This is a genomic window from Actinokineospora fastidiosa, assembly GCF_014648415.1.
GTDB classification, from domain to species: Bacteria; Actinomycetota; Actinomycetes; order Mycobacteriales; family Pseudonocardiaceae; genus Actinokineospora; species Actinokineospora fastidiosa.
This window is the reverse complement of the sequence record NZ_BMRB01000001.1, coordinates 536,778-561,586: the sequence shown is the minus strand read 5'-3', so window position 1 is coordinate 561,586 and position 24,809 is coordinate 536,778. Positions and strand designations below refer to the sequence as shown.

The 24,809-nt window shown below is 72.4% G+C and carries 24 protein-coding genes; 10 read left to right on the top strand and 14 right to left on the bottom strand.

Going from position 1 to position 24,809, the window contains the following annotated elements; all coding sequences use genetic code 11:
- The first annotated feature begins 101 nt into the window (after positions 1-101).
- The gene (locus IEY98_RS02560) at positions 102-719 is read left to right on the top strand and encodes a hypothetical protein (protein ID WP_189208646.1); all 618 of its coding nucleotides are present in this window, start codon (positions 102-104) and stop codon (positions 717-719) included.
- On the opposite strand, the gene IEY98_RS02555 is transcribed toward IEY98_RS02560, so the two are convergent.
- The 5 genes from IEY98_RS02555 to IEY98_RS02535 form a co-directional block, all read right to left on the bottom strand.
- Positions 716-1,315, bottom strand: coding sequence for a LysE family translocator (locus IEY98_RS02555; RefSeq protein ID WP_189208645.1), 600 nt, complete (start codon positions 1,313-1,315; stop codon positions 716-718). The two genes, IEY98_RS02560 and IEY98_RS02555, sit on opposite strands and share 4 nt — an antisense overlap.
- A 56-nt stretch (positions 1,316-1,371) precedes the next feature.
- A complete protein-coding gene (locus IEY98_RS02550) occupies positions 1,372-1,509 on the bottom strand; it encodes a hypothetical protein (protein WP_189208644.1) in 138 nt (45 codons plus the stop codon).
- Positions 1,510-1,614: 105 nt separating this feature from the next.
- Positions 1,615-1,968, bottom strand: coding sequence for a hypothetical protein (locus IEY98_RS02545; protein WP_189208643.1), 354 nt, complete (start codon positions 1,966-1,968; stop codon positions 1,615-1,617).
- 83 nt (positions 1,969-2,051) lie between these two features.
- Positions 2,052-2,699 (bottom strand): LytR C-terminal domain-containing protein, encoded by a 648-nt coding sequence (locus IEY98_RS02540; RefSeq protein ID WP_189208642.1) that lies wholly within the window; start codon positions 2,697-2,699, stop codon positions 2,052-2,054.
- Entirely contained in the window at positions 2,696-2,968 is a 273-nt protein-coding gene (locus IEY98_RS02535; protein WP_189210002.1) for a DUF3263 domain-containing protein, read from the bottom strand. The genes IEY98_RS02540 and IEY98_RS02535 overlap by 4 nt, the downstream gene beginning before the upstream one ends.
- A 113-nt stretch (positions 2,969-3,081) precedes the next feature.
- Here IEY98_RS02535 and IEY98_RS02530 point away from each other — a divergent pair, with 113 nt between their 5' ends.
- Complete coding sequence (locus tag IEY98_RS02530; protein WP_189208641.1) at positions 3,082-3,651, top strand: peptide deformylase; 570 nt, start codon at positions 3,082-3,084, stop codon at positions 3,649-3,651.
- Positions 3,652-3,819: 168 nt separating this feature from the next.
- Here IEY98_RS02530 and IEY98_RS02525 read toward each other — a convergent pair whose 3' ends face one another.
- The 4 genes from IEY98_RS02525 to IEY98_RS02510 all read right to left on the bottom strand — a co-directional run bounded on the left by IEY98_RS02525 (position 3,820) and on the right by IEY98_RS02510 (position 9,561).
- Positions 3,820-6,051 (bottom strand): AAA family ATPase, encoded by a 2,232-nt coding sequence (locus IEY98_RS02525; protein WP_189208640.1) that lies wholly within the window; start codon positions 6,049-6,051, stop codon positions 3,820-3,822.
- Between the two features lie 9 nt (positions 6,052-6,060).
- The gene (pssA, locus tag IEY98_RS02520) at positions 6,061-7,011 is read right to left on the bottom strand and encodes a CDP-diacylglycerol--serine O-phosphatidyltransferase (protein ID WP_189208639.1); all 951 of its coding nucleotides are present in this window, start codon (positions 7,009-7,011) and stop codon (positions 6,061-6,063) included.
- A complete protein-coding gene (locus IEY98_RS02515; RefSeq protein WP_189208638.1) occupies positions 7,011-7,715 on the bottom strand; it encodes a phosphatidylserine decarboxylase in 705 nt (234 codons plus the stop codon). Before IEY98_RS02515 ends, pssA begins: the two co-directional genes overlap by 1 nt.
- Positions 7,716-8,016: 301 nt before the next feature.
- Positions 8,017-9,561 (bottom strand): molybdopterin molybdotransferase MoeA, encoded by a 1,545-nt coding sequence (locus IEY98_RS02510; RefSeq protein ID WP_189208637.1) that lies wholly within the window; start codon positions 9,559-9,561, stop codon positions 8,017-8,019.
- Positions 9,562-9,623: 62 nt separating this feature from the next.
- Between IEY98_RS02510 and IEY98_RS02505 the strand changes: the two genes are divergently transcribed.
- From IEY98_RS02505 to IEY98_RS02490, 4 genes are all read left to right on the top strand, one after another.
- A complete protein-coding gene (locus IEY98_RS02505; protein ID WP_189208636.1) occupies positions 9,624-10,238 on the top strand; it encodes an AIM24 family protein in 615 nt (204 codons plus the stop codon).
- 17 nt (positions 10,239-10,255) lie between these two features.
- Positions 10,256-11,482: a serine/threonine-protein kinase gene (locus IEY98_RS02500; RefSeq protein WP_189208635.1), complete on the top strand. Its 1,227-nt coding sequence runs from the start codon at positions 10,256-10,258 to the stop codon at positions 11,480-11,482.
- 169 nt (positions 11,483-11,651) lie between these two features.
- Complete coding sequence (groL, locus tag IEY98_RS02495) at positions 11,652-13,277, top strand: chaperonin GroEL (protein WP_189208634.1); 1,626 nt, start codon at positions 11,652-11,654, stop codon at positions 13,275-13,277.
- A gap of 122 nt (positions 13,278-13,399) precedes the next feature.
- Entirely contained in the window at positions 13,400-14,200 is an 801-nt protein-coding gene (locus IEY98_RS02490; protein WP_189208633.1) for a serine hydrolase domain-containing protein, read from the top strand.
- Here IEY98_RS02490 and IEY98_RS02485 read toward each other — a convergent pair.
- Positions 14,183-15,841 carry a DNA repair helicase XPB gene (locus IEY98_RS02485; RefSeq protein ID WP_189208632.1) on the bottom strand — a complete coding sequence of 553 codons (1,659 nt, stop codon included), beginning with the start codon at positions 15,839-15,841 and terminating at the stop codon, positions 14,183-14,185. The two genes, IEY98_RS02490 and IEY98_RS02485, sit on opposite strands and share 18 nt — an antisense overlap.
- Positions 15,842-15,905: 64 nt before the next feature.
- Between IEY98_RS02485 and IEY98_RS02480 the strand changes: the two genes are divergently transcribed.
- Together IEY98_RS02480 and IEY98_RS02475 are read left to right on the top strand one after the other, a co-directional pair.
- Complete coding sequence (locus IEY98_RS02480; RefSeq protein ID WP_189208631.1) at positions 15,906-16,424, top strand: LppU/SCO3897 family protein; 519 nt, start codon at positions 15,906-15,908, stop codon at positions 16,422-16,424.
- Positions 16,425-16,510: 86 nt separating this feature from the next.
- Positions 16,511-17,326 carry an LppU/SCO3897 family protein gene (locus IEY98_RS02475; protein WP_189208630.1) on the top strand — a complete coding sequence of 272 codons (816 nt, stop codon included), beginning with the start codon at positions 16,511-16,513 and terminating at the stop codon, positions 17,324-17,326.
- 36 nt (positions 17,327-17,362) lie between these two features.
- On the opposite strand, the gene IEY98_RS02470 is transcribed toward IEY98_RS02475, so the two are convergent.
- The 4 genes from IEY98_RS02470 to IEY98_RS02455 are packed head-to-tail and all read right to left on the bottom strand — an operon-like array spanning position 17,363 to position 20,771.
- Entirely contained in the window at positions 17,363-18,139 is a 777-nt protein-coding gene (locus IEY98_RS02470; protein ID WP_189208629.1) for an ABC transporter ATP-binding protein, read from the bottom strand.
- A gap of 1 nt (position 18,140) precedes the next feature.
- Positions 18,141-18,923, bottom strand: coding sequence for an ABC transporter permease (locus IEY98_RS02465; RefSeq protein WP_229786498.1), 783 nt, complete (start codon positions 18,921-18,923; stop codon positions 18,141-18,143).
- Positions 18,920-19,687, bottom strand: a complete 768-nt coding sequence (locus tag IEY98_RS02460; protein ID WP_373292348.1) for an ABC transporter permease — start codon at positions 19,685-19,687, stop codon at positions 18,920-18,922. Before IEY98_RS02460 ends, IEY98_RS02465 begins: the two co-directional genes overlap by 4 nt.
- A gap of 55 nt (positions 19,688-19,742) precedes the next feature.
- The gene (locus IEY98_RS02455) at positions 19,743-20,771 is read right to left on the bottom strand and encodes an ABC transporter substrate-binding protein (protein WP_189208628.1); all 1,029 of its coding nucleotides are present in this window, start codon (positions 20,769-20,771) and stop codon (positions 19,743-19,745) included.
- A gap of 616 nt (positions 20,772-21,387) precedes the next feature.
- On the opposite strand from IEY98_RS02455, the gene IEY98_RS02450 reads away from it, so the two are divergent.
- Positions 21,388-24,381: a sensor histidine kinase gene (locus tag IEY98_RS02450; RefSeq protein ID WP_229786496.1), complete on the top strand. Its 2,994-nt coding sequence runs from the start codon at positions 21,388-21,390 to the stop codon at positions 24,379-24,381.
- Entirely contained in the window at positions 24,378-24,800 is a 423-nt protein-coding gene (locus tag IEY98_RS02445) for a roadblock/LC7 domain-containing protein (protein ID WP_189208627.1), read from the top strand. The genes IEY98_RS02450 and IEY98_RS02445 overlap by 4 nt, the downstream gene beginning before the upstream one ends.
- Positions 24,801-24,809 lie beyond the last annotated feature (9 nt).

Sequence of the window (24,809 nt, the reverse complement as noted above, 5' to 3'; positions counted from 1 at the left end):
CAGCCCGCCTTGGCGCGAGCTCCCGCGTTCTGGGTTTTCTCCGAGGCCGACCCTAGCCGGCGGGGGGCGTGGCTGCCAAGTGAGCATTAGGGTTGTCGACCATGGCGCGGCCGTACCCGCCGGGAGCGCGGCTCCTGGCCCGACCCGATGCGGTGCGGCCGTGCGCGGGCTGCGGCGACCCGCTCGGCCGGGGCTACCCGACGTGCGCCACCTGCGCCGATGCCGTCGACGCGTACTGGAAGGCCGACTGGGAGGCCCTGCGCGGCGACGACACGGCCGACCGCGACCTGGCCGCCGACGTGCTCGCCGAGCCAGCCGGGGTGTACCCGTGGACGTGCACCGACTGGGCGCTGCGGCTGATCCCGTGCCCGGCCTGTCGCGCCGAACTCGGCACCGGCGACCCGGGCTGCCTGACCTGCGCCCGCGCCGACCAGTCCCGCTGGGCGTGGGACCACGGCGGCATGCCGGTGGCGATGACGCAGAACGAGCACACCCTGCGGGTGGCCGTCGCCGCACTGCGCGCCGCCGACCGCCACCGCGACACCGTGGTCGCGTTCTGGCGGCTGACGCTGCCGTTCCTGCTCGTCGGCGAGACGTTCACCGCGGCGCAGGCCCGGCGCATCCGCGTCCTGCTGCTGGCCGGGCGGGCCGAGGAGCTGGCCGAGTCGCCCGGCTACGCCGCGATGACGGCCCTCCCCGACCTGCCCTGGCGCGCCTAGCCCTCGACGGCGAGCTTGATCCCGAGGCCGACCAGGGCGATCCCGGAGATCCGCTCCAGGACCGTCCGCACCCGGGGCCGCTTCAGGGCGTCCATCACCCGCGTGAGCAGGGCGAGGACGAGCAGGTACCAGATCGTGTCGATGACGACCCAGGCGGCGGCCAGCAGCACCAGCACCCACCGCCCGGCGTCCGGGTCGACGAACTGCGGCAGGAACGACACCGCGAACACGGCGAGCTTCGGGTTGGCGAGGTTCACCACCAGCCCCGACCGGAAGCCGCTCCCGCCCGGCGCCTCCCCCAGCTCCCCGACCCCCCGAGCGACCAGCGCCTTGATCCCGAACCCGATGAGCACGACCACCCCGGCGATCCGCAACACCTGGTAGGCGATCTCGGAGGCCACCAACAACACCGACAGCCCCAACGCCGCCGCCAACGCCCACACGGCGACCCCGACCTCCATCCCCACCACTGTCGCCACCGCCGCCTTCCGGCCCCCGCGCACGGACTGTCGCAGCAGCATCGCCGTCCCCACCCCAGGCACCATGGCCAGGGTGAACGACGCGACGAGGAAGGCGACGATGCTGGAACCGGTCATACCCGCAGATGGTGCGTGCGTCGGCCGGTCGGGGGAAAGCGGTTTTCACCGACCCCTCAGAACCACGCCGTCCGCACTGGAACCTCGATGACCTCGGGCGAACCATCGGACTGGAAGAACAGCGTCCAGATCTTCGCGCTCTGATCGACGTCGCCGTATCCGTACCCGTCATCGCAGGCGTAGTTCATGCGCATCCCGCTGAGCGTGGTCGTCGCGCCGCCCATCATCCCGCAGCGCTGGCCGTCCTCCAGCTCGAGGAACCACGGGTTGCCCGAGGGGGGAGCGTCACCGGGCGGCCCTTACGCATCGGACGTGATGACGATTCTGACCGCGTCGCCGCCCGTGGGGTCCGACAGGCAAAGCGCCTCGTCCGATCCGGCGAAGGGCGACACGTAGCAAGGGTCGAGGACCTGCGAGTCCTCCGTGAAGCACCGGCGGGCCCGGGAGTTCGCCGGGCTGATGCTCGACGAGTGGCAGCCGCCCACCGCCTCCTCGGTGATCCGCCACCGCGCCGTGTCCTCCGGGGCGGACATGGGGCTGAGGAGGATGACCTCGGTTGCGCGCAGGGGTTCAGGTGACGGGTGCCCGACCACCGCATTGGAGCAGCCGGAGGCGCCGAGCAGGACCATCAGCAGATTCACCACACCGCGCACGCAGGCCCCTTGGTCGTCGGACCTGCTGTGCGTCGTCGGTGAAGCGGTAGGCGTTACCCGTTATCGCCGGGCCTTTGACAGCCTCAGCCCTTGCTTGGGGCGCGCTCGGCCCAGTCCTTGGTGACGATGACGATGACGCCGGGGCTGGCGTTCTCGATGCCTGCGAAGCGGGGTTCCACGCGGATCTTGAAGGCGGCGGCGAGGGCGCGGGCGGCGGCCTCCTCGTCGGTGCCGGGGCGGAAGTACACCGTCGTCTCGTGGAGCCTGCCCTGGTGGTTGCCGACCTCCACGACGTTCCAGCCCGCTGCCCTGAGGTCGGCGGCGGCGCGGTCGGCGAGGCCGCTGATGGTGCTGTTGTTGTAGACCCGGACCTGCATGTCCGGATAGGACGGCCGGTTGTCGGGGGAGCCGGGGGCTCCCGGGCCGCCGGTGGTGCCGGGGCCGCCGCCGGGGGCGGTGGGCACGGCGCTGGGCTCGGTGGTGGCCGTGGGGGGCTGGGTCGCGCCGGTCGTCGGGGGGAGCGGGGTGGTGGTGCCGGGGCCGGAGATCTCCGTGGTGGCGCCGGTCGGCGGGGTGGTGCTGCCCGCGGGCAGGGTGATGCTCGTCTGACCGGCGCTGGGCTCGCCGTTGCCGCCGAGCAGCGTGACGACGCCCAGCACGGTGGCGACCGCCGCCACGCCGAGCAGCGCCAGTCCCGCTATCCGCGCGGGGCGCATCGGTTCGGTGGTCATCGGGGCTCCAATCCCAGCCGTCGGGCGCGTCGGGTGGCTCGTAGCCTGCGCAGCCGCTTGACCAGCATGGGGTCGGCCGCCATGGCCTCCTGCGTCTCGAGGAGGGCGTTGAGCAGCTGGTAGTAGCGGGTGCTGGACAGGCCGAAGGTCTCACGGATCGCCTTGTCCTTCGCGCCCGCGGCCTTCCACCACTGGCGCTCGAAGGCGAGGAAGGCTCGGTCCCGGTCGCTGAGACCGGGGGCCTCGGCTGGCACTTCGGCGGCGTCCATCTGCTCCTCGCGGGCGACTTCGCTGGCGCGTGCGGTCATTACACCACGTGAGCGGGCCAGGTGATCGTCACGTCCCCCGGCGCGTCCCGGTCATCTCCTTCTACCCTGCGGGTATGACAGTTCACCCGATCCGGATCGTCGGCGAGCCGGTGCTGCACCAGCCCACCAAGCCGGTCGAGGCGTTCGACGCCGAGCTCAAGGCCCTCGTCGACGACATGTTCGAGACCATGGCCGCCGCCAGAGGGGTCGGCCTCGCCGCGAACCAGATCGGGATCGGCCTGCGCGTGTTCGTCTACGACTGCCCCGACGACGAGGGCACCCGCCACTACGGGCACGTGGTCAACCCGGTGCTGACCACCAGTGAGGTCCCCGAGGGCATGCCGGACCCGGAGGACGACCTGGAGGGCTGCCTGTCCGTGCCCGGCGAGGCGTTCCCGACGGGCCGCGCGTCCTGGGCCAAGGTGACCGGGCAGGACGTCGACGGCAACCCGATCGAGGTCGAGGGCACCGGCTTCTTCGCCCGGTGCCTGCAGCACGAGACCGACCACCTCGACGGCCTCCTCTACCTCAACCGCCTGGTCGGCAGGAACTCCCGCGACGCCAAGCGCATGCTCAAGGCCAACAAGTGGGGCACCCCCGGCCTGTCATGGGACCCCGCCACCAGCGACGACCCCTTCGCCTGACCATTCAGATGGCCACATCATCCGGATGATCTGACCATCCGGATGCTGCCGTCATATGACGCAATCATCCGGATGGTCGGATCATATGATCACATCATCTAGCGCGGTTGATCAGATGATGGCATCATCTGACATGACCGCCCAGATGATGCCGTCATCTGGAATTGGCTAAGCGCGGCTCTGGGCGTATGCCTCCAGGGCCGCCAGCTGCGCGGGGTCCAGTGACGGGCGGACCCGGTCGCGGGCCGTCGCCAGGTGGGCGGCGGTGACGATCTTGGCGTCCAGGGACTCGCGCATCGCGGTGAGCGCGGCCTCGCGGATCAGGGCGGCGCAGTCGGCGGCCGAGTAGCCCTCCAGCTCCTCGGCGTACGCCGCCAGGTCCACGTCCTCCGCCAGCGGCGTGTTGCGCGCCGTGGCCGCCAGGATCGCCGCGCGCGCCTCGGTGTCCGGCGGCGGGACGTAGATCAGCCGCTCCAGCCGCCCTGGCCGCAGCAGGGCCGGGTCGACCAGCTCGGGCCGGTTCGTCGCGCCCACCACGATCACGTCCCGCAGCGGCTCCACACCGTCCAGTTCGGTCAGCAGGGCCGCCACGACGCGGTCGGCGACGCCGGAGTCCGACGACTGCCCGCGCCGGGGCGCCAGCGCGTCGACCTCGTCGAGGAAGATCAGCGCGGGGGCGGCGTCCGCGGCTCTGCGGAACAGGTCGCGCACCGCCCGCTCGGACTCGCCGACCCATTTGTCCATCAGCTCGGCGCCCTTGACCGCGAGCACGTTCAGCTGGCCCGTGCCCGCCATCGCCCGCAGCAGGAACGTCTTGCCGCCGCCGGGCGGCCCGTACAGCAGCACCCCGCGCGGCGGGGCCACGCCGAGGCGGGCGAAGGAGTCCGGGTAGCGCAGCGGCCACAGGACGGCCTCGGTCAGCGCCTGCTTGGTCTCGGCCATGTCGCCGACGTCGTCCAGGGTGATCCCGCCGGTGTTCAGGCTCGACGACATCGACGTCGGCCGGATCGTCTGCACGGCCCCCATCAGGTCGTCCTGCACCACCCGGGGCTCGTCGGCGTCGCGGTCGCGCAGGGCGGCGCGGATCGCGGCCTCCCGGCGCACGGCGATCAGGTCGGCGGCGACGAAGCCGGGCGTGCGCGCGGCGAGCGCGCCGAAGTCCACATCGGATTCCACCGGCACGTCCCGGAACAGCACCCGCAGCAGCTCGGTGCGCCCGCGCGCGTCCGGCAGCGGCACGGACAGCTCGCGGTCGATCAGGTCCGGCCCGCGCAGCCGCCGGTCGACGCCCTCCGGGTGCGCGGTCGTGGCCACCAGCGCCAGCCGGGGGTGCTCGACCGCGGCCCGCAGCGCGTCCAGCACGACCGGCGCGACCGGCGGCTGGTCGGCGGCGGGCAGCAGGGCGTCGACGTCGGTGATCAGCAGCACCGACGGCGTCGCGGCCTGCGCGGCCTCGATCGCCGAGCGCACCCGGGCCGCGGCCGCGTTGGGCTCCAGCACGGCCACCGTCGGCGCGGTCAGCTCCACCACCCGGGCCTCCGCGGCGTCGGCCACCGACCGGACCAGCGTTGCCTTGCCCACACCCTCCGGGCCCGTCACCAGCACCCCGAGCCGGGCCGCCGCACCCAGCCGCGCCAGCAGCTCCGGCCGGGTGAACGCCAGCTCGAACCACTCGCCGAGGGTCCGCGCTGCCTCCCGGGCGCCCACCAGGTCGGTCAGGGGGACCGGGGTCTCGGTCCGCTCCTGCGCCACCACCTCGGCGTCGATCACCTGCTCGGCGGCGCGCGAGACCGGCGCGCTCCCGCCCACGGCCACCGCGGCCCGCTCGCCCGTGCGGGCGCCGTCGCGCCAGCCCACGACCGTCGTCGGGTGGACGGTGACCGCGCCGGTCGGCTCGGTCGCGGTGATCGTGAGCAGCTCGTTGGTCCAGGTCATCCCGATGGCGCGGGACAGCTTGCCGCGCACGGCGCCGACGTCCGCGCCCGGCGGCGGGGCCAGGTCCTGCGGCAGCAGCGACACCGCGTCGCCGACGGTGAGGACCTTGCCCATCAGCGCCGACCGCACCGTCTCCGGGGACAGCGCCGTGCCCGCCAGCCGCGACCCCGCGACCGTGACCGAGCGCGCGGGCGCGACCTCGACCGGCGCGACGACGACCTCGCCGCCCTCGGTGACGCCCACGTTGGACATGGTGATGTCATCGAGCAGGACCACGCCGGTCGGACCGTCCACACCGGCCTCGGCGGCCAGGGCGGCGCTGACCCGGGCGCCGGTCAGCCGCACCCCGTCCCACGGCCGCAGGCCCAGCGCGTCGAGCACTTCCGGGTGCAGCCGGACGACACCGCGCCTGCTGTCGAGAGCGGACGGGGACAACCGGACGGTCAGGGTGATCTGAGGGCTCACGCGCCCAGGCTATTGCTCCCGCGACCGCTGCGTCCGGCGAAGCCCCGTACGCCGCCACGACCGGGCCATCGGCGCGCGCGCCTCGCGCAGCCGCTCACCGCGCCTGCCGACCGCGCGCCGGGCCGCGCCCGCGACCTTGCCGAACCCGGGCGGCCGCAGTCCCAGGCGTCGACCGTGGGCGCGGCGGATCGCTCGGCGCTCGCGCGGCGGGACGTCCCACGCCTCCGGGTGCTTGGCCAGCCAGTGCTTGCGGCGCACCGCGTACGGGATGTGCAGCAGGTACAGCACCAGCGCGACCGACAGCGCCAGCCACGGGTAGGTGATCACCGCCGCCGCCAGCAGGCCGACACCGACCAGCAGCGGCGCGACGGCGCGCGCGGGCACGCGCACGGTCTTGAGCGACATCGTCGGGATGCGGCTGATCAGCAGCGCCGACACCGCGACCATCCAGACGCTGACCACGGCCTCGGACTGCCACCACTGGCCGTCCCCGCCGACCTGGATGGCCACGATCAGCGGCAGCAGCGCCAGCAGGCCGCCAGCGGGCGCGGGCACGCCGACGAAGAACTCCTTGGCGTACGGCGGCTGCTCGGCGTCGTCGAGCAGGGTGTTGAACCGCGCCAGGCGCAGGATCATGCACACCGCGAAGATCAGCGCGATGACCCAGCCGAAGCGGTTGGCGCTGTCGAACTTCCAGACGTAGAGCACCAGCGCGGGCGCGACGCCGAAGGAGATCGCGTCGGCCAGCGAGTCCAGCTCCGCGCCCATCTTGCTGGTGGCGTCGAGCAGGCGGGCGATGCGGCCGTCGAGGCTGTCGAGCACCGCGGCCACGCCGATCGCGGCGATCGCGCCCGCGGGCTGGCCGTTGAGCGCGAAGTGCACCGCCGACAGGCCCGCGCACACCGCGAGCACGGTGATCGCGTTGGGCAGCAGGCGGACGCCGGGCCCGGCGGGGGCCATCAGGAGGCCAGTTCGGCGAGCACGGTCTCCCCGCCGATCGTGCGCTGCCCCGGCTCGACCAGCACGCGGCTGCCCGTCGGGACGTAGAGGTCGACCCGGGAGCCGAAGCGGATCAGCCCGTAGGTCTGGCCAGCGAGCACCTTGTCGCCGTCGTGGACCGAGCAGATGATCCGGCGCGCGACCAGGCCTGCGATCTGCACGACGGCGAGGTCGTGGCCGTCGTCGGTGCGCAGGTGGACGCTGGTGCGCTCGTTGACCTCGCTGGCCTCGTCGAGGTCGGCGGAGAGGAACTTGCCGGGCACGTGCACGGCGCTGACGACCACGCCGGTGGCGGGGGTGCGCTGGACGTGCACGTCGAAGACCGACAGGAAGACGCTCACCCGCAGCATGGGGGTCTCGCCCAGGCCGAGCTCGGCGGGCGGGACGGCCTCGACGACGTGCGACACCGTGCCGTCGGCCGGGGCGACGGCGATGCCGGGCCGCTTCGGCGTGACCCGCCTCGGCTCGCGGAAGAACCAGGCCAGCCAGGCGGTGAAGATCCCGGCGAGCACGCCTGCGCGGCGGGACTTCGCCCGGATGAGCAGCGCGGCGAGCGCACCGCCCGCCACGAACGGCCTGCCTGCGGGGTGCAGCGGCGGGATGATGCTCTTGGTCAGCGCGACCGCGTGGGCCAGCGCGCCGGGCTTCTCGGGTGCGGCGCTCATCGGATGCGTGGTTCCCCAACGTCTCGACAGGGTTTGCGGCACACGCTACGCCTGCCAGGGCCCGGACAACGCGTGCGCCCCCGACGTCGCACGCGGTGCCCGGACGGCAGCCTGATCCTACGCTTTGCGAACAACCGAATCACTTCCGCTGACCAGCATCTGGACGCCCGCCGCCCCCACCACAGTCAGATGATCTGAACATATGATGCCATCATTTGGATGATGAGATCATATGACGGCATCATTCGAACTGCCGCTCCAGATGGTGCCATCATATGTTCAGATCATCTGACCTGCGGGTTCAGTCGAGCAGGACCAGATCGACCTCGTCGCCCGCGGCGATCTCGGTCACGCCGACCGGCAGCTCGATCAGGCAGTTGGACTCGGCGAACGAGGCCAGCAGATGGGAGCCCGGCCCGCCCACCGGAACCACCTCGACCACCCCCGCGTCGTGACGGCCGCGCCGGTACTGCACCTTGTCCGACGGCGACCGCAGCGCCTCCGTCGTACGCGCCCTGGCCCGCGGCCGGTCCACAACTGCGTGCCCCGCCGCCCGCAGCAGGGCGGGCCGGACGAACAACTCGAACGACAGCGCCGCGCTCACCGGGTTGCCCGGGAGGGTCACCACCGCCAGCCCGCCCCCCGAATCCCCGGCACCCGACCCAGCCGCGGCGGACCCCAGCGCAGCCGCCCCGCCCGCCGCCCCCCGATCCGGACCAGCCGACTCAGCCCCAGCGTGATTCAGCGCGGCCGACCCAGCCGCCCAGTGGTCCGAGTCGGCTGATCCGGCTGCGGCCGGACCCTCCAGGGCCTGCCTGACCTCGGCGCCGCGATTCGGACCTGTCGGCCCAGCTGCGGTGGGGCTCAGCGCGGCCGACCCGGCCGCTGTCCCGCGGTCAGGAGCAGCTGGCCCGACCGCAGCCGACTCAGCTGCCGTCGCGCGGTCCGGACCTGTCGGCTCGGCCGCGCCTGTGTGGTCGAAGCCAGTCGAGTCAGCCGGGAACCGGATCCGGCCGCAGCCTTGTGGACCGCCCGGCTGCATCGCGACCCTGACGAACTCCACGCCGCGGTCAGACAGTGCGTCCTTCACCACCTCGTACGCGCCCGCGCTCACCCCTCCGGAGGTGATCAGCAGGTCGGCGTCGCGGTAGGGCTCGATGGCGGACAGGAAGGCGGGCACGTCGTCGGGCACGAACCGCAGGACGGTCGCCTCGCCGCCTGCCTCGCGCACGGCGGCGGCCAGGAGCACGCTGTTGGACTCGTAGATGCGGCCCGGGGCCAGCGGCTCGCCCGGCGGGGTCAGTTCCGTGCCGGTGGACAGCACGACCACCCGGGGGCGTCGCCGGACCGGCAGCTCGCCCAGGCCGACCGCGGCGGCCAGGCCCAGCCGCGCCGAGCCCAGGACCGTCCCCGCCCGCAGCACGACCGTCCCGGCGACGACGTCCTCGCCCGCGCGCCGGATGTGCTTGCCCGGCTCGACCCGGCCGCGCAGGGTCACCGTGTCCATGCCGCCGTCGGTCAGCTCGACCTGCACGACCGCGTCCGCGCCGGGCGGCAGCGGGGCGCCGGTCATGATCCGCTGGGCCGTCCCCGGCTCCAGCGGCCGCACGTCGGTGCGCCCGGCCGGGATGTCGTCGGCCACCGGCAGCACGGTCGTCTCGCCGAGGTCCGCCGCCCGCACGGCGTAGCCGTCCATCGCGGAGTTGTCGAACGGCGGCAGCGACACCCCCGCCACCACGTCGGCGGCCAGCACCAGGCCGAGGCAGTCGGCCAGCGGCGCGGACACCACCGGCAGGGGCGGCACCAGGGCGGCGACCCGGTCCCGGTAGTCCGAAGCGCTCCACATCACGGGCTCATCTTGCCCGCGTGCGAGACTCCACGGCGCATTCGCTCGGGGGAGGGAACACGATGCAGGTCCGCACGCGGCACACGCAGGCGTTCGCGGTGGCGCGGCTGGTGCTCGCGCCCGGCGAGGCCGTCCAGGCCGAGTACGCCGCCATGGTCGCCACCAGCTACGGCGTGGTCATCGACTCCGGCAGGGGCCGGGGCCGGGCGCGTCCCGCGGTGTTCACCGCGCCCGCCGAGGGCGGCTGGGTCGACCTCGCGCCCGCGCACGCAGGCGACGCGCACGTGCTGGAGCTGGACGGCTCGCAGGGCTGGTGCGTGGCCCGCGGCGCCCGGCTCGCCCTGCCCGTGACGCTGCGCGCCGACCCCGGCTGGGCGGGCTTCCACCCGCTGTTCGGCGTCGAGCACGGCTTCCTCGAACACCTCTCCGGCATGGGCGTGACCGTGCTGGCCTGCGGCGGCGCCCTCGACGCCATCGCGCTGGACCCGGGCGAGGCGATCACCGTCGAGCCCGCGCACCTGCTCGCCTACTCCGACACCACCCAGGTGCGGCTGCGGGCCGTCGACCCGTCCGGACCGCAGTCGCTGCGCACCGGGGACGGCCTGCTGCTCGACCTCGCCGGGCCGGGTCAGGTTCTGGTGCAAACCCGCAGGCCGCGCCCAGCGGCCGGGCGTTGACCGTTACGCTGCCGAGCGTGTCGGAGGATCTCACCGGGCGGCGTCTGGGTCATTACCGCATCGACGGCGTGCTCGGTAAGGGCGGGATGAGCGTGATGTACCGCGCCACCGACGTCCGGCTGGGGCGCAAGGTCGCGCTGAAAATCATCGCCGAGCACCTGACCACCGACCCCGAGTTCCGCGAGCGCTTCGTCGACGAGGCCCGCAACACCTCCGCCATCGACCACGCGAACGTCGTCCCGCTGTACGACTTCGGCGAGGTCGACGGCCTGCTCTACATCGCCATGCGGCTGGTCGACGGCTCGGACATGGCCAGCCTGATCGCCGACGGCCCGATGTCGCCGCAGCGCACGCTGGCCCTGCTCGCCCAGGTCGCCGAGGCCCTGGACAACCTGCACGACCGCGGCCTGGTGCACCTCGACGTCAAGCCAGCGAACGTGCTGGTCACCGCGCGCGAGTCGACCGCAGAGCACGTCTACCTCGCCGACTTCGGCCTGACCAGGCGCGGCGCGACCGGCCACCGCACGCGCGGCGGGGACTTCCTCGGCTCGCCGACCTACGCCGCGCCCGAGCACCTGCGCGGCGAGCCCGTCGACGGCCGCACCGACGCGTACTCGCTGGCCTGCGTGCTGTTCGCCTGCCTGACCGGCCGCCCGCCGTTCACCGGGCAGGTGCCCGACGTGATCCAGGGCCACCTGCACCGCGAGGTGCCCGCCGTGACCGACCAGGTCGTGCTGCCCCCGGCCATCGACGACATCGTGCGCCGGGGCATGGCCAAGACGCCGGGGCAGCGCTTCGCCAACTGCCGCGAGCTCGTCGCCGCCGCCCGCCAGGCGCTCGGCGCCGCCGCGCAGTCCACCGCCCCGCCCGCGCGCCGCCCCGCCGGGCCGCGCCCGCCGCAGGGCCAGCCGATGCGCGCGCCCCAGCCGCCGCCCCGGCCGCCGCACCGCCCCGCGGAGCCGGTCCGGCTGCGCCCGCCGACACCCATCGGCGCGTCGGCCTTCCGCGAGGAGAAGACCCGCGCCCGCTGGGTCGCGCCGGTCGCCGTCGGCGCGGTCGCCATCGGCGTGATCGTCGCGGTCGTGCTCATCCTGACCTCCTCCGACGGCGGCACCGAGCCCGGTCCGAGCACCACGGCGCCGTCGATCCAGGTCGGTCCGGGCGGGGAGAGCGCGGAGCAGACGACCACCACCACCCCGCGCGCCACGCTGCCCGACATCTCCATCGTCACCCGCACGCCCTGACCCGTTGGCTTGCACTCGCCGTCGGAGAGTGCTAAACACGACGTTGGCACTCGGGCTCATCGAGTGCCAACGAGGTCGGGACGGTGAGGCAGGCCAAAGTCGCCTGTCGTCCGTCGCGGGCACCGAGCCTGGCCACTCGTGTTTCCACCCGACGGAGGACTACACCGCAATGGCCAAGTTGATCGCGTTTGACGAGGAAGCGCGCCGCGGCCTCGAGCGCGGCCTGAACACCCTCGCCGACGCCGTCAAGGTGACGCTCGGCCCCCGTGGCCGCAACGTCGTGCTCGAGAAGAAGTGGGGCGCGCCGACCATCACCAACGATGGCGTGTCGATCGCCAAGGAGATCGAGCTCGAGGACCCGTGGGAGAAGATCGGGGCCGAGCTCGTCAAAGAGGTCGCCAAGAAGACCGACGACGTCGCCGGTGACGGCACCACCACCGCAACGGTGCTGGCCCAGGCGCTGGTCCGCGAGGGCCTGCGCAACGTGGCCGCCGGTGCGGACCCGCTGTCGCTGAAGCGCGGCATCGAGCAGGCCGTCGAGGCCGTGATCGAGCAGCTGCACAAGAGCGCCTCCGAGGTCGAGACCAAGGAGCAGATCGCCGCCACCGCGTCGATCTCCGCTGGCGACACCACGATCGGCGAGCTGATCGCCGAGGCGCTGGACAAGGTCGGCAAGGAAGGCGTCATCACCGTCGAGGAGAGCAACGCGCTCGGCATGGAGCTTGAGCTCACCGAGGGCATGCGCTTCGACAAGGGCTACATCTCCGGTTACTTCGTGACCGACCCCGAGCGTCAGGAAGCGGTCCTGGAGGACCCGTACATCCTGCTGTTCGGCTCCAAGATCTCGTCGGTCAAGGACCTGCTCCCGCTGCTGGAGAAGGTCATGCAGGCCGGTAAGCCGCTGCTGATCATCGCCGAGGACGTCGAGGGCGAGGCCCTGGCGACCCTGGTGGTCAACAAGATCCGCGGCACCTTCAAGTCGGTCGCCGTCAAGGCGCCCGGCTTCGGCGACCGCCGCAAGGCGATGCTGCAGGACATGGCCATCCTGACCGGCGGCCAGGTCATCAGCGAGGACGTGGGCCTCAAGCTCGACAACGCCGACATCTCGCTGCTGGGCCGCGCCCGCAAGGTCGTGGTGACCAAGGACGAGACCACGATCGTCGAGGGCTCCGGCGACGCCGAGCAGATCGAGGGCCGGGTCAACCAGATCCGCGCCGAGATCGACAAGTCGGACTCCGACTACGACCGCGAGAAGCTGCAGGAGCGCCTGGCCAAGCTGGCCGGTGGCGTGGCGGTCATCAAGGCCGGTGCGGCGACCGAGGTCGAGCTCAAGGAGCGCAAGCACCGCATCGAGGACGCGGTGCGCAACGCCAAGGCCGCCGTCGAGGAGGGCATCGTCGCCGGTGGTGGCGTCGCCCTGCTGCAGGCGTCCAAGACCGCGTTCGAGGGCCTCAAGCTGACCGGTGACGAGGCCACCGGCGCCAACATCGTCAAGGTCGCCGTCGAGGCCCCGCTCAAGCAGATCGCCGTCAACAGCGGTCTCGAGGGCGGCGTCGTCGTGGAGAAGGTCAAGAACCTCCCCGCAGGCCACGGCCTCAACGCCGCCACCGGCGAGTACGAGGACCTGGTCAAGGCGGGCGTCCTCGACCCGACCAAGGTGACCCGCTCGGCGCTGCAGAACGCCGCCTCCATCGCGGCGCTGTTCCTCACCACCGAGGCTGTCGTCGCCGACAAGCCGGAGAAGGCCTCCGCCGCCCCCGGCGGCGGCGACCCGACCGGCGGCATGGACTTCTGATCCACGCCTCCAGCACCACGGCGAAGGCCCGGTCCACTCGGACCGGGCCTTCGCCCTTTCCCGGGCAGCGGCTTCGCGGTGGGGCGTCCGCCAGCCCGCGGCGGGCCACCTAGGCTGGCCGCATGGACAGCCTGCGTCTTCTCAGTGAGTGGCCGGTCGACAACGTGGCCGCGGCGGTCGTGGGCGCCGACGGGGCCGTGCTGGGGAGCTACGGGGACACGGGCCGGGTGTTCAAGCTCGCCTCCGTCACCAAGCCGCTGACGGCGTACGGGGTCCTGCTGGCCGTCGAGGAGGGCGCGGTCGAGTGGGACGAGCCCGCCGGGCCCGCGACCGTGCGGCACCTCGTCGCGCACACCTCCGGACTGGCGTTCGACTCCGATGCCGTGCAGGCCCAGCCCGGCACCCGCCGCATCTACTCCAACACCGGCTTCGCCGTGCTCGCCGAGCACATCGCGAAGGCGACCGGGATCGCCTTCGCCGACTACCTCGCCGAAGGCGTCTTCGCCCCGCTCGGCATGGCGGACACGCGGTTGGAGGGCAGCGCGGGCGCCGGGGCCGTCTCCACCGTCGACGACCTCGCCCGGTTCGTCGCCGAGCTGCAGAACCCCACCCTGACCGGCACCCTCGCCGAGGCCACCTCCGTGGCCTTCCCCGGGCTCAACGGCGTCCTGCCCGGCTACGGCATGCAGAAGCCCAACGACTGGGGCCTCGGCTTCGAGATCCGCTCCGCCAAGTCGCCGCACTGGACCGGCACGACCAGCTCGCCTCGCACCTACGGCCACTTCGGACAGTCCGGCACGTTCCTGTGGGTCGACCCGGACGCCGGGGCCGCGTGCGTCGTGCTCACCGACCGGCCGTTCGGGGAGTGGGCGATCCAGGCGTGGACGCCGTTCACCGACGCCGTGCTAGCCGATCTCCGGTAGCGGGCCCAGCAGGTCGTCGGCGTCGCAGATGCGGTAGGCGTAGCCCTGCTCGGCCAGGAAGCGCTGGCGGTGGGCGGCGTAGTCGGTGTCGAGGGTGTCGCGGGACACCACCGAGTAAAAGTGCGCCTGCCTGCCGTCGCCCTTGGGGCGCAGCAGGCGGCCCAGCCGCTGGGCCTCCTCCTGCCGCGAGCCGAACGTCCCGGACACCTGGATCGCCACCGACGCCTCCGGCAGGTCGATGGAGAAGTTGGCAACCTTGGACACCACGAGCCGGGGCAGCTCCCCGGACCGGAACGCGTCGAACAGCTGCTCGCGCTCGGCGTTGCGGGTCGAGCCCTGGATCACCGGGCAGTCCAGCGCCGCGCCCAGCTCCTCCAGCTGCTCGAGGTAGGCGCCGATGACCAGCGTCGGCTCGCCGGGATGACGGTCCAGGATGGACCGGACCACGGGGATCTTGGTCCGGGCCGTGGCGCACAGCTTGTAGCGCTCCTCCGGCTCGGCCGTGGCGTACTCCAGCCGCTCGCGGTCGGTCAGCGTGACGCGGACCTCGGTGCACTCCGCTGGCGCGATCCAGCCCTGGTTCTCGATGTCGCGCCAGGGCACGTCGTAGCGCTTGGGGCCGATGAGGGAGAACACGTCGCCCTCGCGGCCGTCCTCGCGCACCAGCGTGGCCGTCAGGCCGAGGCGGCGCCGGGACTGCAGGTCGGCGGTCATCCGGAACACGGGCGCGGGCAGCAGGTGCACCTCGTCGTAGACCACCAGGCCCCAGTCGCGGGAGTCGAACAGCTCCAGGTGCTTGTACTCGCCCTTCGACTTGCGGGTGATGACCTGGTACGTGGCGATTGTGACCGGCCGGATCTCCTTGCGCTCGCCGGAGTACTCGCCGATCTCCTCCTCGGTCAGCGACGTGCGCGCGATCAGCTCGCGCTTCCACTGCCTGCCCGCCACCGTGTTGGTCACCAGGATCAGCGTCGTGGCCTTCGCGTGCGCCATCGCCGCCGCGCCGACCAGGGTCTTGCCCGCGCCGCAGGGCAGCACGACCACGCCGGAGCCGCCGTCCCAGAACGCCGCCGCCGCCTGCCGCTGGTAGTCGCGCAGTGACCAGCCGTCCTCGCGCAGGTCGATGGGGTGCGCCTCGCCGTCGACGTAGCCCGCGAGGTCCTCGGCGGGCCAGCCGACCTTGAGCAGCACCTGCTTGAGGCGGCCGCGCTCGCTCGGGTGCACGACGACGGTGTCGGGGTCGATGCGCGCGCCCAGCATCGGGGCGATCTTCTTGTGCCGCAGCACCTCCTCCAGCACCGCCCGGTCCGTGGTGGACATCACCAGGCCGTGCGCGGGGTGGTTGTGCAGCGTGAGGCGCCCGAACCGGGCCATGGTGTCGACGATGTCGATCAGCAGCGGCTGCGGCACGGGGTAGCGCGAATGCGTCGTCAGCGCGTGCACGACCTGCTCGGCGTCGTGCCCGGCGGCGCGCGCGTTCCACAGCGCCAGCGGCGTCACGCGGTAGGTGTGCACGTGCTCGGGCGCGCGCTCCAGCTCGGCGAACGGCGCGATGGCCGTCCGCGCGTCATCGGACAGCGGGTGGTCGACCTCCAGCAGGAGCGTCTTGTCCGACTGCACGATCAGCGGTCCGTCGGTCACGTTCTCCAGTGTCGCAGAGTCCGGTACCGTGCGGCCTCGTCCGTACCACGAGCGCGGAGGCGACATGACGGAGCAGGAGCCGAAAGCCCAGGCCAGGAAGGTGCTGGGGCTGCCGCTGGTGGCCGTCGCGGTGATCGCCGCCGTCGTGCTGGCCGCGGCCGGGGTCGGGGTCTACCTCGCGCTCAGGCCGGGCGCGACCAGCGCCTCGGGCCCCTGCATGGCCGTCACCGGCCCCGACGACACGGCCAAGGCCGAGGCGGTCGACTGCGCCGCGCCCGACGCCACCTTCAAGCTGGCCTCCACCCGCTCGCTCGACGAGGTGGGCTGCCCCGAGGGCGCCTACCGCGAGGTGCGCACCGGCACCGAGCTGCTGTGCCTGATGCCCAACTTCGTCGCGGACACCTGCTACGACCCCGACGACGCCAACAGCGCGTTCGTCGTCGCCGACTGCTCGTCGGAGAACGCCATCCGCATCTCCGAGGTGATCGAGGGCACAACCGACCCCTCGGGCTGCCCGGACGGCAGTGGCCTGGGCTATCCGGAGCCGCCGGTCGTCTTCTGCATCGAGACGCCGGGGGCCTGACGCCCGGAATGTCCAAACGCAACCCGCTGTCGGGCCGCTCGGGTTAGATTGCACCGCCAAACCCGGGAATCCCTCAGAAGGTGCCTATGTCCAGCCCCCAGCCGCCCTACGGGCAGCAGCCGCCTCCCGGCGGACCCCACCAGCAGGGCCAGCCCTACCCGCAGCAGGGCCAGCCCTTCCCGCCCCAGGGCCAGCCGTACCCGCCCCAGGGGCAGCAGTTCCCGCCGCAGGGGCAGCAGTACCCGCCGCAGGGCCAGCCGTACCCGCAGGACCAGGGCTTCCCGCAGACGCCCCCGCAGGGCCAGCCCTACGGCCAGACGCCGCCGCCCGGGCAGCCCTACGGGCAGCAGCAGTTCCCGGCGGCCCCGCCGGAGGGCGCGGCGCCCCCGCCGCGCAAGTCCAACTCCAAGCTCATCCGCGCCATCGTGGTGATCGTCGGCATCCTCGTGGTCGGCGGCGTCGGCGTCTACTTCTTCACCAAGTCCCCGGCCAGCGCGAACGTCGGCGACTGCATCAAGGTCAAGAAGGCCAGCTCGACCGACGCCGACGTCGAGAAGATCGGCTGCGACAGCCCGGACGCGGTGTTCAAGGTCGGCAAGAAGCTCGACAGCGACACCGCCAGCTGCCCCGACGGCGACTACACCCAGTACTCGCAGTCCGGCCGCGGCTCGGACTTCTCCCTGTGCCTGACGGTCAACGCCACCAAGGGCGAGTGCCTGACCGGCCTCGACAGCCCGGAGAAGACCAAGAAGGTCGCCTGCGGCGGCTCCGACGTCGAACTGGAGATCGTCGAGGTGCTCGACGGCAAGACCGACGTCGAGGAGTGCGCCTCGGTCGAGGGCGCGGTCAACGGCCTGAGCTACACCGAGCCACCCAGCGTCGTCTGCGTGAAGCTGCCGTGACGGCGGAAGGGCCCGGGGTCGCCCCCGGGCCCTTCCTCACGCCTCGACCGGCTCCCTGGCCTGCAGCAGCCCGGCCACCCTGGCCCGCAGGTCGACGAACTCCTCCGACGCCCGCGTGGCGATCTGCTCGCGCTCGGCGCCCAGCGGGACGTCCAGCGCGGCCACCGCGGTCGCGGGCGACTTCGACAGCACCAGCACCCGGTCGCCCAGGTAGACGCTCTCGTCGATGTCGTGGGTGACCAGCATGACGGTGGTCTCCTGCTCGCGCCGGACCCGCAGCAGCAGGTCCTCGAGCTCGAAGCGGGTCTGCGCGTCCACCGAGGCGAACGGCTCGTCCATCAGCAGCAGCGCGGGCCGGTAGGCCAGCGCGCGGGCGATGGCGACCCGCTGCTGCATGCCGCCGGAGAGCTGCCACGGGTGCTTGCGCGCCGCCGCGGACAGCCCGACGGCCGCCAGCGCCTCCTCGGCCCGCTCGTGCCGCTCGGCGCGCGGCAGGTCCCGCAGCGGGAACTCCACGTTGCGCTGCACGGACAGCCACGGGAACAGCGAGCGGCTGTAGTCCTGGAACACCACGGCCAGGTCGGCGGGCACGCCCTCGACCGGCGTCCCGTGCAGGCTCACCGTGCCCTCGCTGGGCCGGATGAGCCCGGAGATGGCGCGCAGCAGGGTCGACTTCCCGCAGCCGGACGGGCCGACCACGCACAGCAGCTCGCCGTTCTCCACGGTGAACGACAACCCGGAAATCGCGGTGTGCGCCCCGTCCTTGGCCTCGTATGTGTGGCCGAGGCCGGTGACCTCGAGCATGGGGCTCACATCATCCTCCAGTCGCCAGCGTCTGGGCTTCGAGGGAGTGCCGCGGCTGCCAGGCCAGCGCACGGCGCTCGGCGGCCAGCAGCAGCGAGTTGAACAGGTAGCCGAGCACGCCGAGGGTGACGATCCACGCCCACATGACCGGCAGGTCGTAGAACTGCTGGGCCTGCACGAGCAGGTACCCGATGCCGTTGACCGAGCCGACCAGCTCGGACACGACCATGACGACCACCGCGATGGACAGGCTCACCCGCAGCCCGGCGAACACCTTGGGCAGCGCCGCGGGCAGCACCACCCCGAGCGTCCACTGCGCGGGGGAGAGCCGGAACACCCGCGCGGTGTCCACTTTGGTCGCGTCGACGCCGCTCGCGCCGTCGACGGTGTTGAGCAGCACCGGCCACAGCGCCCCGAAGACGATCGTGGGCAGCTGCATGTCGGTCACCCCGACCGCCGCGACGAAGAACGGCACCAGCAGCGGCGGCGGGATCGAGCGCATGAACGCGAACAGCGGTCCCAGGTAGGCGATCGCGCGCGCCGAGCGGCCGAGCAGGATGCCCAGCGCGACGCCCAGGACCGCGGCCAGCGCCCAGCCCAGCAGCATCCGCCCGACGCCGGGGACCATGTGGTCGAAGAACGTCGCGGAGAACCACTGGTCCACCATGATCGGCGCGATCGTCGACGGCGGCGGGAAGAACGGGCTGCCCGCCAGCCGGGTGAGCAGCTCCCACGCCGCGACGGCGACCAGGAAGACCGCCCAGTGCTGGGTGAACCGGGTCAGCAGGTTCACTGGTCGACCCCCTTGGGCGTGCTCCACGAGAACAGCCGCCGGTGCAGCCGCTCCAGGCCTGCGTTCGCCGCGTAGCCGATCAGCCCGGCCAGCACGGTGCCCGCCAGCACCTCGTCCATGTAGGACCCGGAGCTGTTGGCCACCATGATGTAGCGGCCGATGCCCGGGGTGCCGCCGCTGAGCAGCTCGGTGCTGACCACCACGGCCAGCGCCATCGCCGCGGACAGCCGGACGCCGGTGAGCACGAACGGCGCCGCGCTGGGCAGCGCCACCCGGGTCAGCACGCCGACCCGGCTGGTGCCGAACGCGCGCGCTGTGTCCACATGCAGCGGGTCCAGCTCGTCGAGGGCGTAGATGGTGTTGAACAGGATCGGCCACACCGCCGCGTAGACGGCGAGGGTGATCTTGGTTTCCGGCCCGGTGCCGAAGGTCATCATGGCCAGCGGGATCAGCGCGACCGACGGGATCGGCCGCAGGAACTCCACCAGCGTCATGGCGGCCCGCCGCACGGCGGGGACGCTGCCCAGGACCAGCCCGGCGGGCACGGCGACGGCGACGGCGATCGCCAGCGCGATCACCGCGGCCAGCACGGTGGCGATCACCGCGCGCAGGAACTCGATGTCGCCCAGCATGGAGACCATGGTGGGCAGGACGATGCTTGGGGGAACGAGATAATTGCTCGGGACCACCTCGGACCTGCTCGCCGCCTCCCAGACGGCGAACAGCCCGACCATCCCGACCAGGCCCGAGGGCACTCGGCGGATACGCCTCACAACGCGCGGCCCCGGGGCGCGACGGCCCCGGGGCCCACCTCCTGACTCAGCCGCTCGCCGGGGAGCTGATGATCATCGGGGCCACCTCGAGCTTGCCCTTGATCGCCCCGAACTGCTCCAGCAGGTTGGCCACCCGCTGCAGGCGGTTGGCCTCGAGCGTCGTCGAGTAGGTCGCGATCGTCACCAGCCGCGCGGTGGGCTCGTCGATCTTGGCGTACTTGACGAACATCGGCTCCATCTTGGACCGGTCGGTCGCCTCGGCCTGCGCCCTGGCCAGCGCGCGCTGGAAGGCGGCGATGGTGTTCGGGCTGGTGGTGGCGAACTTGCCCGGGCCAGCGACGGCGATGTAGCCGGACATCGGCAGCTCGGCCGTCGGGCCGGAGGCCGCGTCGAGCACCGGGACCGCGCCCGCCTCCTTCATCGCCTTGGTCACCCAGGGCTCCACGACCACGGCGGCGTCGACGGAGCCGTCCAGCATCGCGGGCAGCATCTGCGGCAGGCCCATCGAGATCCACTCGATCTCGGAGTAGTCGATGCCCTGCACGTTCATGACGGCCATCGGGGCCAGGTCGGTGAAGGTGTTCTGGGCGGTGATGGCGACCTTCTTGCCCGGCAGGTCGGTGGCCTTCTTGACCTTGGAGTTCGGGGTCGCCACGACCATCAGGTGGTTGGGCTTGGCCGCGAGGCCGTCGGCGACGACCTTGAAGTCGGCGATCCGCTTGCTCTGCGCGGTGAAGGTGGCCGCGTAGGTGGAGAAGGTGATGTCGAGGGTGCCGCTCATGATGCCGTTGAGCGCCTCGTGGCCGCTCTTGACGACCTCGGCCGTGACCTCAAGGCCCTCGGCCTTGAAGTAGCCGTTGTCGATCGCGTAGTGCAGCGGCGCGACGTCGACGACGGGGATGGTGCCCACCTTGATCTGGGTCTTCTCCAGCCCGCCCGGGCCGGGGTTGGCGGTGCCGCCGTCGTCGTCCCCGCCCAGCAGGCCGCAGCCGGTGAGCGTCGCGGCGAGCGCCACGGCCAGGGCCGCGATCGGCAGGCGGGCGCGGGCGGTCCGCCTGGTAACGCTTCGGAGCATGAAGCTCTCCTCGTAGGAGGTTGGCAATTGTCGAGGTTGTGGGCCCCCCTGGCACCAGGTGGCACTCTAGAGACTTAGCACCGTTGTCACAATGAGTGCGCACCACTCTCCACCCGGTGAACTCTCTCACTGAATCAGGCGATGTCGTTGCCCCACTTGGCGCAATTACTCCCCGGGGCTGACCTGGGGTTTACCGAACGTCACCGATTCAGTGAACGGGCGTTCACAATGTGGCCATTCGGGGGAACCTTGACGTCGGAATACGGCTTTTGGATCACTGGCTGAAGATGTTGCCCACGCTAACTACCTGATACGGCGTGTGATGATGCCCTGGAAGGGTTACATCGTGGCGTAGACTTCGCTACCTTCTGTGCCCACAGCGTGGGTGCAGATCCATCTGTAGCGGTAGGAGCGGTCTTGATGCGCGAAGGCCACGTCGGTCCGAGGTCGGCCGGGGGCGTACTGCATCATGGAGCGTCGGGGGCGTCCGCATGGATTGACCGGTTAGAGCTGGACACCGAGTAACGGGCACGGCTCAGATGCAGGGAGTGCGCATGCAGTGCCCGACCACCCCGGTGGGGTCGACGCAGGCCAAGGGAAAGACGGTGGTGCTGCCGTGTCCGAGGTAGAGACGGGCGCGCCCGCGCCCCGGTTGCCTGCCCGCAAGTCCGTCGAGGGCGGATCGCGCTGGAAGCTGCGCAACTGGCGGCTGCGCACGAAGCTGATCGCGGTCCTCATGGTGCCGGTCGTGACCGTCATCGCGCTGGGCGTGCTGAGGGCCACCAGCGAGCTGGAGCGGGCCCAGACCTTCGACGACGCCCGCACCGCGGTGACCTCGACCCTCGACGTCGTCGCGCTCGTGCACGACCTGCAGTACGAGCGCACGCTCGTGGTCGACTACGTCGCCCGCGGCCGCACCGGCGACACCGGGCAGATGCAGGGCCAGATCCAGAAGACCAACGCCTCGCTGACCCGCCTCAACCAGGCGGCGGCCAACGTCTCCACCGAGCGCGGCGGCCTGCTGGTCGGGCTGCGCGACCGGCTGCTGGCCATCGAGGCCGTCCGCCTGGCCGCCATCGAGAGCGACTACCCCGACGTGGGCGTCTACCGCTCCTACACGACGCTGCTGGCGTCGGTGCTGGGCGCGGGCGCGGAGTTCACCTCCTCGCTGGTCCAGTCGGAGATCTCCCGCCTCGGCGCGGCCTCGCTGGCCATCGTCGAGGCCAAGGAGTTCCTCAGCCAGCAGAACGCCGCGCTGACCATCGCCGCGCAGCGCAACGCCTTCCCGCCCGGCTTCCTCGACCTGACCCGCGCCGCCGACGCCAGCTTCGCCGCGTCGATCAACAACTTCCGGGCCAACGCCGAGAACGCCGAGGCGCAGTTCTTCGCCGACACCTACACCGGCGCCGAGGTCGACGCCCGCGAGCGGATCAAGCTGACCGCGATCAGCCGCGCCGAGCGCGACCTCGGCCTGCAGATCGACCGCAAGGACCTCGCCGACTCCGCCCGCGCCGCCAGCGAGGCGCTGCGCAAGGTCGAGATCACCCTGCTGGAGAAGCTGGGCAACGCGGCGAGCACCGCGGCCGACGACGCCATGGCCAACGCCTGGCGCGACGCGATCATCGTGCTGCTGGCCATCCTGGCCGCGATGGTCGTCACCTTCGTGGTCGCCCGCTCGCTGCTGGTGCCGCTGCGCGTGCTGCGCCGCGACGCCCTCGACGTCGCCAACCGGCGCCTGCCGGAGACGGTCCAGCGCATCCTCGCCGACCCCGACCCCGTCGAGGCGGCGAAGAACGCCGTCGAGCCGGTGCCGGTGTTCACCCGCGAGGAGACCGGCCAGCTGGCCCGCTCCTTCGACGCGGTGCACGACCAGGCGGTCCGGATGGCGACCGAGCAGGCGCTGCTGCGCGACAACATCAACTCGATCTTCGTCAACCTGTCCCGCCGGTCGCAGACCCTGGTCGAGCGCCAGCTGGCGCTGATCGACCGGCTGGAGCAGGACGAGCAGGACCCCGACCAGCTGGCCTCGCTGTTCGAGCTGGACCACCTGGCCACCCGCATGCGGCGCAACTCCGAGTCGCTGCTGGTGCTCTCCGGCTCCGGCCTGTCCCGCCAGCTCTCCCGCCCGGTGCCCGCCGCCGAGGTCGTCGGCGCCGCGGTGTCCGAGGTCGAGCAGTACGCCCGCATCGAGGTGCTCTCCGCCCCGGAGATCTCGGTGCAGGGCCGCGCGGTCTCCGACCTCGTGCACCTGATCGCCGAGCTGCTGGACAACGCCACGTCGTTCTCCGAGCCGGACAAGAAGGTCTACGTCCGGATGGCCGTCACGCGCAAGAAGGAGCTGGCGGTCCAGATCACCGACTCCGGCGTGGGCATGTCGGCCGACGAGATCGAGGCGGCCAACCTGCGCCTGGCCGACCCGCCGGACCTCGACGTCGCCGTGACCAGGCGCATGGGCCTCTACGTGGTCGCGCGGCTGGCCAAGCGGCACGACATCAAGGTCAGGCTGCGCGAGAACGAGGACATCGAGGGCGGCCTGATCGCCCGGATCACCGTGCCCGCCGCCCTGGTCCACGGCAACCCGAACGCCTCGGCGCCGACGATGGGCTCGCTGTCGCTGCCGTCGATGCCGTCGCAGACCTCCATGCCCTCGATGCCGTCGATGCCCTCCTCGGTGTCGTCCGCGTCGTCGGCGTCCTCGGTGGCCTCGCCCGCGACGCCGTCCGGCGGCTTCCCGCTGCCCCCGGCCGCCGACGAGACCGCCGCAAGGGCCAGCGGCATCGCGGGCGCCTTCACCGGCAGCACGCCGCGCGTGCGCACCGAGGGCGGCTTCCTCAGCGAGTCGCAGGTCGACCGCCCTGCCGACGAGGTCGCGGGCTTCCCGCCGTTCCAGGTGGGCGGCGGCGAGCCCGACGACACCGGCGGCTGGGGCCCGCCCGCCTCCCCCGAGGAGATCCGGGCCCGGCTCAACGGCCACCTGGTCGACACCGAGGGCGCGCACGCGCTCTTCGGCGCCCCGCTGGCGGGCGAGCCGGAGCCGCAGCCCGAGCCGCAGCGGCCCGAGTCGGGCGCCGCACCGAGCAACGGCATCGCCACGGCGTTCATGAAGCCCGCCGAGCGCGTCCTCGACGCCCCGACCGAGCGGCTGCCGATCTACGAGGCCGTGCTGTCGCAGTGGTTCGAGGCGGGCGAGACCGGGTCCCAGGACAAGGTCGGCCAGGACGGCGCCGTGCAGGCCGAGGCCGAGCCCGCCGCCGAGCCCGCGCCGGAGGAGAACGGCTGGACCTCTCCCGGCGACGACGGCTGGCGGCGCGCCCGCGCGCTGCTGGACTCGCCGCCGGAGACCACCAGCACCAGCGCCGGGCTGCCCAAGCGGGTGCCCAAGCAGCACCTGGTGCCCGGCTCGGCGGCCCCGCGCGAGACCCCGGCGGCGGCCACCACGGCCGAGCAGCCGATCGCGCCCGCCCTGCCGCCACGCACGGCCGACGCGATCCGCGGCCGGATGTCCAGCTTCCAGCAGGGGGTGCGCCGGGGTCGACACGCCCTCATCGACGCCTACGCTGGTGACCAGAACGGTTCCGAGGAGAGCCGCCGAGACGAGGAGCAGGAGTGACCGCGTCCGCACAGCAGCCCGGCAGTTTCGGGTGGCTCATCACTGATTTCGTCCGCCAAGTGCCCGGCGTCGCCCACGCCGTCGTGGTGTCCGCCGACGGCCTGCTGCTGGCCAGCTCGCAGGGCCTGCCCCGCGACCGCGCCGAGCAGCTCTCCGCCGTCGCGTCCGGGCTGGTCAGCCTCACCCAGGGCGCCGCGCGCTGCTTCGAGGCCGGTGGCGTCAACCAGACCGTCGTGGAGATGGACCGCGGCTACCTGTTCCTGATGTCCATCTCCGACGGCTCGTGCCTGGCCGTGCTGGCCGCGCCGAACTGCGACATCGGCCTGGTCGCCTACGAGATGACGCTGCTGGTCGAGCGGGTCGGCCAGCAGATGACGCCGGAGCTGCGGGCGCAGCTCCAGGGCACCCAGCGCAGGTAAGGGGCGGGC

Excerpts from the sequence above, each read along its gene's own strand:
- pssA (WP_189208639.1), bottom strand. The coding sequence starts at position 7,011 with ATGGCCCCCGCCGGGCCCGGCGTCCGCCTGCTGCCCAACGCGATCACC.
- IEY98_RS02555 (WP_189208645.1), bottom strand. The coding sequence starts at position 1,315 with ATGACCGGTTCCAGCATCGTCGCCTTCCTCGTCGCGTCGTTCACCCTG.
- IEY98_RS02505 (WP_189208636.1), top strand. The coding sequence starts at position 9,624 with ATGCAGGTCCGCACGCGGCACACGCAGGCGTTCGCGGTGGCGCGGCTG.
- IEY98_RS02510 (WP_189208637.1), bottom strand. The coding sequence starts at position 9,561 with ATGTGGAGCGCTTCGGACTACCGGGACCGGGTCGCCGCCCTGGTGCCG.
- IEY98_RS02475 (WP_189208630.1), top strand. The coding sequence starts at position 16,511 with ATGTCCAGCCCCCAGCCGCCCTACGGGCAGCAGCCGCCTCCCGGCGGA.
- IEY98_RS02490 (WP_189208633.1), top strand. The coding sequence starts at position 13,400 with ATGGACAGCCTGCGTCTTCTCAGTGAGTGGCCGGTCGACAACGTGGCC.
- IEY98_RS02560 (WP_189208646.1), top strand. The coding sequence starts at position 102 with ATGGCGCGGCCGTACCCGCCGGGAGCGCGGCTCCTGGCCCGACCCGAT.
- groL (WP_189208634.1), top strand. The coding sequence starts at position 11,652 with ATGGCCAAGTTGATCGCGTTTGACGAGGAAGCGCGCCGCGGCCTCGAG.
- IEY98_RS02550 (WP_189208644.1), bottom strand. The coding sequence starts at position 1,509 with ATGCGCATGAACTACGCCTGCGATGACGGGTACGGATACGGCGACGTC.
- IEY98_RS02515 (WP_189208638.1), bottom strand. The coding sequence starts at position 7,715 with ATGAGCGCCGCACCCGAGAAGCCCGGCGCGCTGGCCCACGCGGTCGCG.
- IEY98_RS02455 (WP_189208628.1), bottom strand. The coding sequence starts at position 20,771 with ATGCTCCGAAGCGTTACCAGGCGGACCGCCCGCGCCCGCCTGCCGATC.
- IEY98_RS02540 (WP_189208642.1), bottom strand. The coding sequence starts at position 2,699 with ATGACCACCGAACCGATGCGCCCCGCGCGGATAGCGGGACTGGCGCTG.
- IEY98_RS02535 (WP_189210002.1), bottom strand. The coding sequence starts at position 2,968 with ATGGACGCCGCCGAAGTGCCAGCCGAGGCCCCCGGTCTCAGCGACCGG.
- IEY98_RS02480 (WP_189208631.1), top strand. The coding sequence starts at position 15,906 with ATGACGGAGCAGGAGCCGAAAGCCCAGGCCAGGAAGGTGCTGGGGCTG.
- IEY98_RS02530 (WP_189208641.1), top strand. The coding sequence starts at position 3,082 with ATGACAGTTCACCCGATCCGGATCGTCGGCGAGCCGGTGCTGCACCAG.